The following is a 13,133-nucleotide window of genomic DNA, read 5'->3' on the forward strand; positions in this document are numbered from 1 at the left end:
CAGGGGCTTTGAGGGGGTAAAGCAGCCCCCTTACACCGCAATTGCGTCAACGGAAAGCCAGAAGCTTACCATCCGCATTCACGACATAGAGCGTGCCACCCGCGACGACCGGGTTGGTGGCGGCACCGCCCGGGATCTCGGCACTGGCGATCTGCGCGCCGGTGGCCGGATCGAAGACCCGCATCAGCCCGTCCGAGGAAGCAACATATAGCCGCCCGCCCGCCAGAACCGGGCCGTAATGGACGTGAATCGCCTTTTGCTTCTTGATTTTGTCCTTGATGAAATAGGGCAGCTCCACCGCCCAGATTTCGGACCCGTCCGCCGCATCGAGCCGCACAAGGCGACCCTCGTCGGTCACACTGAATACAGAGCCGCCAGCCACCTGAACCGGCGCGTTGGCACCCTCAGTCGCGGTCCAAAGACGCGTGCCAGAGCCAAGCTCGAACGCGGCCAGCTTACCCGCCGAAGAGCCCGCATAGACCGTCTCGCCCACGATGACCGGATCGCCTGTCAGGTCCGCGATCTTGGCATAGGCCCGGCCCGGACGCGCGCCCGGCACCGAGGATTGCCACAATTTCAGCCCGCCATTCTTGAGCGCGCCGATCATCTCGCCGCTGGCGAAGGGGAAGACGACCATGCGATCGTTCACAGCCGGTGCCGAGACCCCGGTCATGGCCGAGGCGCTCGGCGTGCCCGGAAGCTGCCATTTGACCTTGCCATCCGAGGTGCGGATCGCCCAAGCCGAGCTATCGCGCGCCACGACATAAACCATATCGCCCGAAACGGTGGGCGCGCCACCGACCGCCGCATCGAACTCTTGCCGCCAGGCAACGGCGCCGGTCGCCGCATCAAGCGCAACCAGCTCACCAAAGCCGGTGGTCACGAACAGCTTGCCGCCCGAGACCGCAAGACCGCCACCCGAGGCGTCGTCGGCATTGTCCGCGCTCGGCGTGAGATCCGCCTGCCAAAGCGTCGCGCCATTGGTCCCCGTCGCAACGACATGCGCGCGGCTGTCCATCGTATAGATACGCCCGCCCGAGACCACCGGATCGGCGGTGATGCGATGCTTGCGCCCCGCGCCTTGCCCGATCGGCGCCACCCATTGGAGCGCAGTGCCTGAGCCCAGCGCAGCATTGACCAGCGCATGGGTCGGGCTTCCGGCGCGGTGCGTCCACTCGGCGTTGGAAACTTGTGCGGGCAGCGCAATCGCGGTGTCACGGGTGACGGCCTCGTCGGCGGGAATTTCGTCGCGCAACACGTCGCGCGGGTCGATCCGCTCTCCTTCAAGGATGATCTCCTTGGGCGCACAGCCCGCCATGGCCGCAGCCACCCCGAACACTGCGAATGCGTGGATCAGCTTCACCGCGTCTTCCCCCTGCCCTCTTGTCGGACCGCCTGCGGCCCCGCCTTTCGGTGATCGAAGGGCGTTTCGTCTTTACTCGGCCGCCGGATCGGCCCCAAGCGCCACCATCAACTCTGTCGCGCGTTGTTGCAAGCCCGGCGTGGCGCCAGCTTCGTCAAGAATCTGTTTCGACAGCGAAATCGCGCCGTCCCGGTCGCCTGCGGCCAGCGCCGCCAGCGCCTGCTGCTCCATGGCGAGCGGGCGATAAGGCGCCCCCGGAGCCGCCAGTTGCTCAAGCGCAGCGGCACGCGCGAACGCATCCATCGCCGCGTCGCCCAGCATCACCGCCTTAAGCTGTGCCAGATCGCGCAGGCTGCGCGGCAGGCTTGCATCCTGCGCCACCGAAGCCAGAGCGGCGGCGGCCTCTGCGGGCTTGCCCGCCTTCTGCGCTTCACCTGCGATCATGATCTGCAACAGGGCCGCGCGCTGCGCACCCTCGACGCCCTCGATCGCCGCCAGAGCAGCGCCAGCATCGTCGCTTTCCATCGCCGCCAGAATCGAATCCCCAAACCCTTCGGAAGCCGCGCGCACCTTGGCCTTTTGCCATTCGTTGAAGGCCGCACCGCCGACGATGGCCAGCACCGCGACAATCCCGATCCAGCCATATTTGCGCATCAGCGCGAACAGCCGGTCACGGCGGACCTCTTCGGTGACTTCGTCAATGAAACTATCGGTTTCGCTCATGGGCTCGGAGCCTTTGTTACTTGGGACCCGCTTACGGGCCGGACCTGTTCAGACCCTCTTAAACACAAGGTCCGGGCTTGCCAAGGCCAGCCTTGGAAGCGGGCGCAAGAAGGGCCTTGAGCCGGCCCTCTCTCGGCCCTATTTTAAACCGTATCGTTCATTTACATCCGGACGGGCGCCGCGGATCGCAGCCGCGCAACGCCCATAGACGCCACCGAGGAGCCCGCCCGATGAAGATTGTGCCTATCGTCAATGCCGTTCTGGTCAGCGCGGCGCTCTATGCGCTGGTGTTTGAGCGGGACCGCCTGATGAGCTTTGCCGGTCAGGACCGGACCGAAGCCGAGGCGACCCAGCAGGCCGAAGCCGCCAAGACGGTTCCTGTGCAGGTGATCCACTCGGTCGCGGCATCGGTCGATCAGGGCGTTCTGACGCGCGGCCAGACCGAGGCCGCCCGGCGCGTCGAGGTGCGTGCGGAAACCACCGGGACCGTGATTTCCGATCCCCTGCGCCGGGGCGCCGAGGTGCAGACGGGCGACGTGCTTTGTCGCCTTGATCCGGGCACGCGCGCGGCCAGCCTCAAGGAAGCCGAAGCGAAACTGGCCGAGGCCCGGCTTGCCGCAACCGCCGCCGAAAAGCTGCAACAGGGCGGTTACCGCTCGGAGACCGCCGCCGCTGGCGCGCAGGCCAGCCTTCAGGCCGCGCAAGCCGGTGTCGAGGCCGCCCGCCGCGAGATCGAGCGCCTGACCATCACCGCCCCCTTCGCGGGCATCCTTGAAGAGGACAGCGCCGAACTGGGCGCGCTTTTGTCGGCAGGCGGGCTCTGCGCGACGGTCACCGCGCTCGATCCGATCAAGCTCGTGGGCTATGTCGCCGAGACCGAGATCGACCGGATCGAACCGGGCGCGATGGTGGGGGCGCGGCTCGCCACCGGGCGCGAGGTGACGGGCCGGATAAGCTATCTGTCGCGCTCGGCCGATACCGCCACCCGCACCTTCCGCATCGAGGCCGAGGTCGCCAATCCCGACCGCTCCATCCGCGAGGGCCAAACCGTCGAAATGATCATCTCCGCCCCCGGCACGCAGGCGCATTTGCTGCCCGCCTCGGTGCTGACGCTCGATGACAGCGGACGGCTGGGCGTGCGCCTCGCCGTTGACGGCGTGGCCCGTTTTGCGCCTGCGCAACTCTTGCGCGACACCCGCGAAGGGGTCTGGGTCACCGGGCTGCCGGAGGCGGCGGACGTGATCGTCGTCGGGCAGGATTACGTCACCGATGGCGCCGCCCTCGCCGTGACCATGGTCGAAGGCGCGCCGGGCTCCACCGCAGGAGCCACGCAATGATCGGGCTGGTCGATTGGGCCGCAGCCCGCGCGCGAATGGTGCTCGCCTTCGTGGCGATGACCATCATCGCGGGCCTCTTCGCCTATATCGGCCTGCCGAAGGAAGGCGAGCCGGATATCGAGATCCCGACGCTCTTTGTCTCGGTGCCTTTCCCCGGCATCTCGGCCGCCGACAGCGAAAAGCTGCTGGTCAAGATCATGGAGACCGAGCTGGCCGATCTCGACGGGCTCAAGACCATGTCGGGCACCGCGATGGAGAACTACGCCGGGCTGATGCTCGAATTCGACTTCGGCTGGGACAAGACCAAGATCATCGCTGACGTGCGCGACGCGATGAACACCGCCGAGGGCAAATTCCCCGACGGGTTCGAGAAATACTCGATCAACGAGATCAATTTTTCCGAGTTTCCGGTTGTCGTCGTGACCCTGTCGGGCGCCGCGCCAGAGCGGACTTTGCTACGCCTTGCCAAAGAGTTGCAGGACAAACTTGAGGGGCTGGAGCCGGTGCTGGAGGCCACGCTCGCCGGCCACCGCGACGAGATGCTCGAAGTGGTGATCGACCCGCTCAAGCTCGAGGCTTACAACGTCACCGCCGCGGAACTGATCGCCAATCTTCAAGCCAACAACCAGCTCATCGCGGCGGGTGAAGTCGAGACCGAAGGCGGCGCCTTCTCGGTCAAGATCCCCGGCTCTTTCGACGCCGTGCAGGATGTCTATGCCGTGCCGATCAAGACCAATGGCGAACGCGTCGTGACGCTGGGAGATCTGGCCGAAATCCGCCTCACCTTCGAAGATCGCACCGGCACGGCGCGGTTCAACGGCGAGACCACGGTCGCATTGCAGGTGGTGAAGCGCAAAGGCTTCAACATCATCGACACGGTTGCGCTCGTGCGCGAGACCGTCGCCGCCGAAGAGGCGCGCTGGCCCGAACCGCTGCAAGACGCGGTCGATGTCGGCATCTCGCTCGACCAGTCGAAGACCGTGGGCGCCATGGTCAGCCAGCTCGAAGGCTCGGTGCTGACCGCGATTGCGCTGGTGATGATCGTCGTGCTGGCGACGCTGGGCACCCGTTCGGCGCTGCTGGTCGGCTTCTCGATCCCGACCTCCTTCCTGCTGACCTTCCTGCTTTTGGGCGCCATGGGCGTGCCGATCTCGAATATCGTGATGTTCGGGCTGATCCTTGCGGTCGGGATGCTGGTCGACGGGGCCATCGTCATCGTCGAATATGCCGATATGCGGATCGGCCAGGGCGCGGGCCCCATGCGCGCCTATACCGAGGCCGCCAAGCGCATGTTCTGGCCCGTCGTCAGTTCCACCGCGACCACGCTCTGTGCCTTCTTGCCGATGCTCTTTTGGCCCGGCGTGCCCGGTGAGTTCATGGGCATGCTGCCGGTCACGATCATCTTCGTGCTGTCCGCAAGCCTCGTCGTCGCGCTGATCTATGTGCCCGTCGTGGGGGGCGTTTTCGGGCGGCTGTCGCGGCGGCTCGATCAGGGCGCGAAGGTGATCGAGCATTGGCCCTACTGGCTGCGGCTTGTGCTGGCGTTGGTCTCGATCGGCTTGGTGTTCCTCGGTGCGATGCTGACGCTGAACCCCGGCTACCTGTCCGGCACGCGGGTGCCCTCGGGCAGCTACATGGCGTCGGTGCCGGGGATGGTGCTGTTCCTGCTGGCGACGATGCTGTCCTCGATCACGCTCACCGCGGCCAAGCCGAAACGCGCGCCCAAACCCATCGAACCCGCCTATCGCCGCCGCCCCTTCGGCCATGTCATCGGCTTCATCGCGGGCAACCCGGTGATGCCGCTGGTGACCTTCGGCGCGGTGGTCGGCGCGGTCATGTTCATCTTCACCTATTATGGCCAGAACAATAACGGCACCCAGTTCTTCGTGGATTCAGAGGTCGAGCAGGGGATCGTCTATGTCCGCGCGCGGGGCAACCTGTCGCTGGCGGAGAAGGACGCGCTCTTGCGCATGGCCGAGACGCAGGTGATCGGCACGCCGGGTGTTGCGGCTGTCTTCTCCTTCGCGGGTGAAGGCGGGCTGAACCAGAATACCGGCGGCGCCGTCGCGCCCCGCGATACGATCGGCCAGATTCAGGTCGAGATGGACCGCTGGGAAGAGCGCAAGGACGACCCCGATCTGGATGGCGACCTGATCATGGAGCGGGTGATGGCGCGCATCACCGCCATCCCCGGGATCAAGGCCGAATTTCTCGCACAGGATCGGGGGCCGTCCTCGGGTAAACCGATCCAGCTTCGGCTCAAGGGCGACGATTTCGACACGCTGAGCGCGGCGGTCGATTACGTGTCCGCACATATGGCGACGATGACCGGCGTCACCGCGATCGAGGACACCCGCCCCCTGCCCGGCATCGACTGGGAGGTTGATGTCGACGTGACCCGTGCGGGCCGCTTTGGCGCCGATGTGGCGACGGTGGGCGGCATGGTGCAACTCGTGACGCGCGGCATCCTGCTTGACACGATGCGCGTCGAAAGCTCGGATGAAGAAATCGAGATCCGCGTCCGGCTGCCCGAGGAAGACCGCCTGCTTTCGACCCTCGACACGCTCAAGCTGCGCACCTCCGAAGGTCTGGTGCCGCTTGCGAATTTCATCACCCGTGAGCCGGTGCAGAAACTCGGCCGGATCGACCGCGTCGATCAGACGCGGTATTTCGACGTAAAGGCCGATGTGCTGCCGGGGCTGAGCAATGAGGACGGCGAGCCGATCAATGGCAACGAACGGATCACGGCGCTTGGGGAGTGGCTCGATACCGAGGCTGAATTGCCCCCCGGCGTGACCTATGAATGGGCGGGCGACATGGTCGATCAGTCCGAAAGTCAGGCCTTCCTGTCCAAGGCGTTCGCGGGCGCGCTGGCGCTCATGTTCGTGATCCTGCTGGCGCAGTTCAACAGCTTCTACAACTCGGTTCTGGTGCTGCTCGCGGTAATCCTGTCGACGGCGGGGGTGCTCTTGGGGATGCTGATCATGGGGCAACCCTTCTCGATCATCATGACCGGGGTCGGCATCGTCGCTTTGGCGGGGATCGTTGTGAACAACAACATCATCCTGATCGACACATTCCAGGAATTCCAGCGCTACATGCCGCCCATCGAGGCCGTGATCCGCACCGCCGAACAGCGGCTGCGCCCGGTGGCCCTCACCACGATCACGACGATGGCAGGGCTTGCGCCGATGATGTTCGGGCTTTCGCTCGACTTCATCAATGGCGGCTATTCGATCAACAGCCCAACCGCCTTGTGGTGGACACAGCTTGCCACGGCGGTCGTGTTCGGGCTGGGCACGGCGACGATCCTCACGCTGATCCTGACGCCCGCGCTGCTGGCGGCGCGGATCTGGTTCGGCGCGGGGGCCTATCGCTCGGTCAAGGCGCTCTCGGCGCTGATGCAGGGCACCGACAGTCAGGCATCGCGCGATCTCGCATTGGAGCGGGCGGCCCGCAAGATGCGCGGCACCGAGATCCTCTGGGACACGCCCGAGCCCCCGCCCCCCGCAGCCGTGATCGGACGGGCCGCCGAATAAGCCTTAGCTTGCGGCGGCCTCTTCCTCGGCCTCTTCGGCGGACTGGCGCGCCCACATCTGTGCATAGCGCCCGCGATGGGCGAGCAATTCGTCATGGCGCCCGCGCTCGACAATCTCGCCCTTTTCGAGCACCACGATCTGATCGGCATCGGCAATCGTCGAGAGCCGGTGGGCGATGGTTATAACCGTGCGCCCTTCGCCCATCGCCTTGAGGCTGGTCTGGATGTCACGCTCGGTCTGGGTGTCGAGCGCCGAGGTCGCCTCGTCCAAAAGCAGGATCGGCGGGTTCTTGAGAATGGTCCGCGCGATACCGACGCGCTGCTTCTCGCCGCCCGAGAGCTTGAGCCCCCGCTCCCCCACCGCCGTGTCGTAGCCCTCGGGCAGCGACACGATGAAATCGTGGATCTTCGCGGCCTTGGCGGCGGCGACAATCTCGTCCTCACTCGCGCCATCGCGGCCATAGGCGATGTTGTAGCGGATCGAGTCGTTGAAAAGCACGGTATCCTGCGGCACCACCCCGATCGCGGCATGCAGGCTGTCCTGCGTCACATCGCGCAGGTCCTGCCCGTCGATGCGCACCGCCCCCCCGGTCACGTCATAGAAACGGAACATGAGCCGCCCAATCGTCGACTTGCCCGACCCCGAGGGCCCGACCAGCGCCACCGTCTGCCCCGCCGGAACGCTCAGCGAAATTCCTTTGAGGATCGGCCGCGTCGGGTCATAGGCGAACTCCACCTTGTCGAATTCGACCGCCCCGCCCTGCACTTTCAGAACATCTGCACCGGGCTTATCCTCGATTTCAGCGGGTTGATGCAACAAATCGAACATTTCGCCCATATCGACCAGCGCCTGACGGATCTCGCGGTAAACCGTGCCCAGGAACCCGAGCGGCATCGTGATCTGGATCATATAGGCCTGCACCATGACGAAGTCGCCCACCGTCAGCTTGCCCTGCTGCACCCCCATCGCGGCCATCACCATGACCCCGATCAGACCCGCCGTGATGATGAGCGACTGTCCAAAGTTCAGGAAGGCGAGCGACTGGCCGGTCTTGACCGCCATCTTCTCATAGCCCTCCATCGACTCGTCATAGCGCCGCGCCTCGCGGGCCTCGGCCCCGAAATACTTGACCGTCTCGAAGTTCAGCAGGCTGTCGATGGCCTTCTGGTTGGCGGCGGTATCGGCCTCGTTCATCTGGCGGCGCACACGCACCCGCCATTCGGTCACCTTGAAGGTGAAAGTTACATAGGCCCAGATCGTCACCACCACGACCAGCGCATAGCGCCAGTCAAACAGGATGAAGAACAGCACCGCCACCATCGACAGTTCGAGGATCAGCGGCCCCACCGAGAACAGCATGAAGCGCAGAAGGAAGTCGACGCCCTTCACCCCGCGTTCGATGATCCGGCTCAGCCCCCCGGTCTTGCGCGTGATGTGATAGCGCATCGACAGGCGGTGAATATGGGTGAAGGTCTCCAGCGCGAGCTGGCGCAGGGCGCGTTGGCCAACGCGGACAAAGAGCGCATCGCGCAACTCGCCAAATCCGACCGTCATCAGCCGCGCCACGCCATAGGCCACGGTCAGCGCAATCGCCCCCAGCGTCACGAGCCAAGTGCCATTCCCTTCGCCCGCCAGCGCATCCACCGCCGCTTTATAAAGGAACGGCGTTGAGACCGAAACGATCTTGGCCAGCACCAGCGCGCCCAGCGCAAGCACGACCCGCTTCTTCACCCAAGGCGCATCCTCGGGCCACAGATAGGGCGTCACCTGCCGGATCGTGCGCAGCCCTTTGCCGCGCTCCTCGGCCGTGATCTTGCCGGAGGCGGTGATATGATGTTTCGGCATGCTAAGCGGTCCTGCTGGCGGATGGAATGCGGGCCGGGGGTTTACCGCCCGGCCCGCAGAACCTAAGTGTCCTGCCCGCGAAGTCCAGCCCTATTGCGGGATTTCAAAAACCTGACCCGGATAGATCAGGTCCGGGTCACGGATCTGACCTTTGTTCGCCTCGAAGACCCGGACATACATCAGCCCATCGCCGTAAACCTCGCGCGCAATGGCCCAAAGACTGTTGCCCTGCGTCACGGTGAGCCGCTGCACGGGCTTGGGTGTCGCGGGCATCGCTTGCGGCGCGACCGCTGCTGGCATCGCCTCCTCAACCGGAACGACCGCGGGCGCCGGCGCGGTCGCGGCAACCGCCTCGGTCTCACTCAGGGCCTCCGTCTCCAGCGCGACCGCCTCGACGGGCGCGGCCGGGGTCAACTCTGTCTCGGCTCGGGCGACCACCTTGCCACTCGCATCAATCGCGTCAATCCGCAGGAGTTGCGCGACGCCCGACAGCGCCGGGATCACCATCGACCAACTGCCATCCGGCGCGACCGAGGTCAGCCCGACCTCGGCATTGTCGAGATAGGCGCGCAGCACGCTTCCCACCGGTGCGCCCCGGCCCGAAATCACGCCGCCCTCGGCGACGCCCTGCTGTGCGAGCGTGTCGATCACCAATTGCTCAACCTCGCCCCCCAAGACGCGCGCACCCTCGGCATCGGCGACAATCGCGGGAACGGGGGCGGGTTCGGCGGCTTCTTCGGCTGCGGCCACCGCGACCGGCTGCACGACGAGCGTCTCCTCGGCCTCGCGGACAACCCCATCCGCGCCAGTCACCCGCAAGCTCAGAAGCCGCTCGCTTTCCGAAGGCGCTGCTTCAAGCACCGCCGCGAATTCCCCGCGCGCCGTAGCGGTCGCCGATCCGATCACCACGCCATCGAGCAGGAATTCCACCAGCGCCCCCGGCTCGGCCTGTCCGGCCAGCGTCATCATCCCATCCGGCGCAGCGCGGAACGCGTCAAATGCCGCTTGAGCCAGAACGGGTTCTGGTGCCGCCGCGCTCTCCGTCTCGGCCGCTTCAACGACAGGCTCCGCGTCGGTTGCATCGGCAACGGGCTCCGGAGAAGGCACTTCGACTTTGGCCTCGGCCGTGGCAGGGTCCGCCTGCGGCTCGACGGGACCTGTCAGCGCAACAGGCTCCGGCACCGTCTCGGTCGCGGGTTTCGTACGGTCGTACCAGTAGATCCCCGCCAGCGCCGCGATGACGACCAAGGCCACGGCACCGCCGAACAGCCCGGCCTGTGCCGATTTTCCCTCACCCGTCGGAGTGTCCATTTTCTTATCCTTATGGTCTTGCGCCGCGCGCCATTTCGGCCACAGTAGCAACCCGACACACGCCGCTCAAGCGGCACGCGCCAACGCGAAAGGACTGTCCCGATGAGCCTCGCCTCCCGTTCCGTCTGCGTCTATTGCGGTTCGCGTTCCGGGCGTCATCCCGCCTATGCCGAGGCCGCCCGCGCAACGGGTTCCATGCTGGCGGCGCGCGGCTGGCGGCTGGTCTATGGCGCAGGCGATGTGGGGCTTATGGGCGAGGTCGCGCGCGCCGCTCAAACCGCCGGCGCCGAGACCTTCGGCGTGATCCCCGAGCACCTGTTCAAATGGGAGGTCGGCAAGCGCGATCTCTCGACCTTCATCGTCACCGAGAACATGCATGAGCGCAAAAAGGTGATGTATATGAACTCGGACGCGATTGTGGTCCTGCCGGGGGGGGCTGGGTCGCTCGATGAGCTGTTCGAGGTGCTCACCTGGCGCCAGATCGGCCTGCACGAGAAACCGATCTTCCTGCTGAATACCGAGGGCTACTGGACGCCGCTCATCGCGCTTCTGGATCATGTCATCACCGAAGGATTCGCGGCTGAAACCTTGCGCGATTTCCTGACCACGGTCGAGACGGTCGATCAGCTCGAAGAGGTGCTGGCCAGCGCCTTGTCCTGAGGCACGCGTGCGGGCTTGCCCCGCCAACTCGACCACGAATAGAGCGCAAGCCCCGTCCAGATCAGCGCCAGCGCAATCCCGTGCCAGCGGGTGACCGGCTCAAGGAAAATCAGTGCTGCGACAGTGAATTGCAGTGTCGGGTTAATGTATTGCACAAGCCCCACCGTTGCCATCCGCACCCGCCGCGCCGCGTAGGAAAACAGCATCAGCGGCAGTGCCGTCATCAGCCCCGAGGCCGCCAGAAGCAGCGTCTCAAGCCAAACGCCACCGAAATGGCCCTCGGCCAGCGAGGGCGGCACGACGCCCAGATGACCGCCGACCACGAGGATCAGCGCGAAGGGTAGAAGCAGGGTGACCTCGCCCATCACCGACACCACCGGCCCGAGATCGAGCCGCTTCTTGATCAACCCGTAAGAGCCAAAACTCCCCGCAAGGATCAGTGCAACCCAAGGCGGCGTGCCCAGCCCCAGACCGAGGATCGTCACCGCCGTTGCGGCCAAACCGACGGCCACCCACTGTGCCCGCCCGAGTGCCTCCTTGGCCACCAGCCAGCCCAACAGCACCGCCACCAGCGGAAAGATGTAATAGCCAAGGCTCGCCTCGACCGCATGGCCGCTTTGCACCGACCAGATATAGATGAACCAGTTGAGCGAGATCACCAGCGCCGCCAAGGCCATGATCCGCACAGCCGGAGAGCGCATCGCCTGCGCCCAAACCCCGAGCCGCCCCTGAAAGACCAGCACAAGCGCGAACATCACCGTCGACCAGATCGTCCGATGCGCCAGCACCTCAAGCGGCGGAACCGCCTGAAGCGCCTTGAAAAACAGACCCGAGAGGCCCCAGATCACGCTGGCCGCAACCATCGCCCAGAAGCCCTTTGCCGCCTCGCTCATCTGACGCCCCACGCTCCGTCGGGCCACACCGCGCGGCGCCGTCCGCTATCCCTAGCGCGCCGCTCAGAGGCTGTCGATCTCGGCAGCGACGATTTCAGCGATTTTAGGGACCGGATGGCGTGTCAGGGTTTTGTCGATCTCGGCAACGACAACCTTGGCTAGCGACTCCGGCATCGCATCGCGCAACGCCCCGAGAACCTGCGGCGGCGCGGCGAGCACCAGCTTGTTCATCGCACCCGCCCCCGCGCGCGCGGCCAGAACCTCGACCAGATCACCGGCGAATGTCTCCGCGGTAAGGCGGTGGAAATCGGGCTGCTCCATCGCGCTGCGATGCCCCGGCCCCACATCGGCCATCCGTCCGGGACGGTCCGACGCTTCGATCACCTCAGGCGCCTCGGCACGGAACACGAGCGCAAGATCGGGCGCCCCGACCGTCCCTCTATTTTCCAGAACAAGCGCCTTCTCCCCATCCGCGACAACGATCCAGATCCCTTTGGCAAGCAACATGACTGTCTCCTTTCGTGGCGTGATACCTCTTCTTGAGATGGGGATGATCTGCCAAAGGTCCAGCCCCGGCGCGCATTGGCCGCAGCCGCATGAAAAAGGCCCGCCGAAGGGCGGGCCTGGGTTATTTCCGTGCGAAAGACTGATTACAGGCGCGAAGCCACGTTCTCCCAGTTGACCAGCTTGTCGAGGAAGTTCGACAGGTAAGCCGGACGCTTGTTGCGGAAATCGATGTAGTAGCTGTGCTCCCACACGTCGCAGCCCAGAAGCGCGGTCTGACCGAAGCAAAGCGGGTTCACGCCGTTCTCGGTCTTGGTGACCTTGAGCGAGCCGTCCGCATCCTTGACCAGCCAGCACCAGCCCGAACCGAACTGACCCGCGCCAGCGGCCGCGAAGTCTTCCTTGAACTTGTCGACCGAGCCGAAGCTCTCGGTGATCGCCTTTTCAAGCTCGCCCGGCATCGTCTTGCCGCCCGGCCCCATCATTTCCCAGAACTGCATGTGGTTCCAGTGCTGCGAGGCGTTGTTGAAAATGCCATTCTGCGCGACCGCGCCGGCCTGATAGGTGCCGCGCACGATATCCTCGAGAGACTTGCCCTCCCACTCGGTGCCGGCGATCAGCTTGTTGCCGTTGTCGACATAGGCTTTGTGGTGAAGGTCGTGGTGGTATTCCATCGTCTCCGCAGACATGCCGAGATCGGCCAGCGCATCATGTGCATAGGGAAGATCGGGAAGTTCGAAAGCCATTGTCTTGCGTCCTTTATGAGGAAAGTTCCTGTTCCAGAACCTATAGAAGCCCGCGCGGTTCCGAGGTCAAGGGCACGGAAGCTCCTAAAAGTACAGAAAAGGGGGCGCTGCCCCCTCGCGCGTGCCGCGCTCACCCCCGGGATATTTCGGGCGATTGGAACCGCGGATGGCCCCCTGCGTCCAATCGCGTCAAATATCCCGGGGGTGAATGG

Annotated in this window: 10 protein-coding genes; 3 read left to right on the forward strand and 7 right to left on the reverse strand. The window is 65.1% G+C overall.

Translation table 11 applies throughout. The annotated features are described in order from the left end of the window. Positions 1-46: 46 nt before the first annotated feature. Both P0X85_RS02720 and P0X85_RS02725 read right to left on the reverse strand, forming a co-directional pair. Positions 47-1,363, reverse strand: coding sequence for an outer membrane protein assembly factor BamB family protein (locus P0X85_RS02720; protein WP_275808062.1), 1,317 nt, complete (start codon positions 1,361-1,363; stop codon positions 47-49). 72 nt (positions 1,364-1,435) lie between these two features. Then, positions 1,436-2,086 (reverse strand): tetratricopeptide repeat protein, encoded by a 651-nt coding sequence (locus P0X85_RS02725; protein WP_275808065.1) that lies wholly within the window; start codon positions 2,084-2,086, stop codon positions 1,436-1,438. 230 nt (positions 2,087-2,316) lie between these two features. Between P0X85_RS02725 and P0X85_RS02730 the strand changes: the two genes are divergently transcribed. Both P0X85_RS02730 and P0X85_RS02735 read left to right on the forward strand, forming a co-directional pair. Next, positions 2,317-3,423, forward strand: coding sequence for an efflux RND transporter periplasmic adaptor subunit (locus tag P0X85_RS02730; protein ID WP_275808068.1), 1,107 nt, complete (start codon positions 2,317-2,319; stop codon positions 3,421-3,423). After that, positions 3,420-6,962 (forward strand): efflux RND transporter permease subunit, encoded by a 3,543-nt coding sequence (locus tag P0X85_RS02735; RefSeq protein WP_275808071.1) that lies wholly within the window; start codon positions 3,420-3,422, stop codon positions 6,960-6,962. The genes P0X85_RS02730 and P0X85_RS02735 overlap by 4 nt, the downstream gene beginning before the upstream one ends. 3 nt (positions 6,963-6,965) lie before the next feature. On the opposite strand, the gene P0X85_RS02740 is transcribed toward P0X85_RS02735, so the two are convergent. Both P0X85_RS02740 and P0X85_RS02745 read right to left on the reverse strand, forming a co-directional pair. After that, positions 6,966-8,807: an ABCB family ABC transporter ATP-binding protein/permease gene (locus P0X85_RS02740; RefSeq protein ID WP_275808074.1), complete on the reverse strand. Its 1,842-nt coding sequence runs from the start codon at positions 8,805-8,807 to the stop codon at positions 6,966-6,968. 90 nt (positions 8,808-8,897) lie between these two features. Next, the gene (locus tag P0X85_RS02745) at positions 8,898-10,118 is read right to left on the reverse strand and encodes a LysM peptidoglycan-binding domain-containing protein (RefSeq protein ID WP_275808077.1); all 1,221 of its coding nucleotides are present in this window, start codon (positions 10,116-10,118) and stop codon (positions 8,898-8,900) included. A gap of 102 nt (positions 10,119-10,220) precedes the next feature. Between P0X85_RS02745 and P0X85_RS02750 the strand changes: the two genes are divergently transcribed. Then, complete coding sequence (locus tag P0X85_RS02750; RefSeq protein ID WP_275808080.1) at positions 10,221-10,778, forward strand: LOG family protein; 558 nt, start codon at positions 10,221-10,223, stop codon at positions 10,776-10,778. On the opposite strand, the gene rarD is transcribed toward P0X85_RS02750, so the two are convergent. From rarD to P0X85_RS02765, 3 genes are all read right to left on the reverse strand, one after another. After that, positions 10,742-11,671, reverse strand: a complete 930-nt coding sequence (gene rarD / locus P0X85_RS02755) for an EamA family transporter RarD (RefSeq protein WP_275808082.1) — start codon at positions 11,669-11,671, stop codon at positions 10,742-10,744. The two genes, P0X85_RS02750 and rarD, sit on opposite strands and share 37 nt — an antisense overlap. A gap of 63 nt (positions 11,672-11,734) precedes the next feature. Then, positions 11,735-12,178 carry a host attachment family protein gene (locus P0X85_RS02760; protein ID WP_275808085.1) on the reverse strand — a complete coding sequence of 148 codons (444 nt, stop codon included), beginning with the start codon at positions 12,176-12,178 and terminating at the stop codon, positions 11,735-11,737. Positions 12,179-12,321: 143 nt separating this feature from the next. After that, positions 12,322-12,921, reverse strand: a complete 600-nt coding sequence (locus tag P0X85_RS02765; RefSeq protein WP_275808088.1) for a superoxide dismutase — start codon at positions 12,919-12,921, stop codon at positions 12,322-12,324. Positions 12,922-13,133: the final 212 nt, after the last annotated feature.

The sequence above is a fragment of the Pseudothioclava nitratireducens genome (assembly GCF_029210495.1).
Classification (GTDB): domain Bacteria; phylum Pseudomonadota; class Alphaproteobacteria; order Rhodobacterales; family Rhodobacteraceae; genus Pseudothioclava; species Pseudothioclava nitratireducens.

What these genes read in the sequence shown, in the direction of transcription:
- P0X85_RS02735 (WP_275808071.1), top strand. Translation starts at nt 3,420, where the DNA reads ATGATCGGGCTGGTCGATTGGGCCGCAGCCCGCGCGCGAATGGTGCTC.
- P0X85_RS02745 (WP_275808077.1), bottom strand. Translation starts at nt 10,118, where the DNA reads ATGGACACTCCGACGGGTGAGGGAAAATCGGCACAGGCCGGGCTGTTC.
- P0X85_RS02740 (WP_275808074.1), bottom strand. Translation starts at nt 8,807, where the DNA reads ATGCCGAAACATCATATCACCGCCTCCGGCAAGATCACGGCCGAGGAG.
- P0X85_RS02760 (WP_275808085.1), bottom strand. Translation starts at nt 12,178, where the DNA reads ATGTTGCTTGCCAAAGGGATCTGGATCGTTGTCGCGGATGGGGAGAAG.
- rarD (WP_275808082.1), bottom strand. Translation starts at nt 11,671, where the DNA reads ATGAGCGAGGCGGCAAAGGGCTTCTGGGCGATGGTTGCGGCCAGCGTG.
- P0X85_RS02750 (WP_275808080.1), top strand. Translation starts at nt 10,221, where the DNA reads ATGAGCCTCGCCTCCCGTTCCGTCTGCGTCTATTGCGGTTCGCGTTCC.
- P0X85_RS02765 (WP_275808088.1), bottom strand. Translation starts at nt 12,921, where the DNA reads ATGGCTTTCGAACTTCCCGATCTTCCCTATGCACATGATGCGCTGGCC.
- P0X85_RS02730 (WP_275808068.1), top strand. Translation starts at nt 2,317, where the DNA reads ATGAAGATTGTGCCTATCGTCAATGCCGTTCTGGTCAGCGCGGCGCTC.
- P0X85_RS02725 (WP_275808065.1), bottom strand. Translation starts at nt 2,086, where the DNA reads ATGAGCGAAACCGATAGTTTCATTGACGAAGTCACCGAAGAGGTCCGC.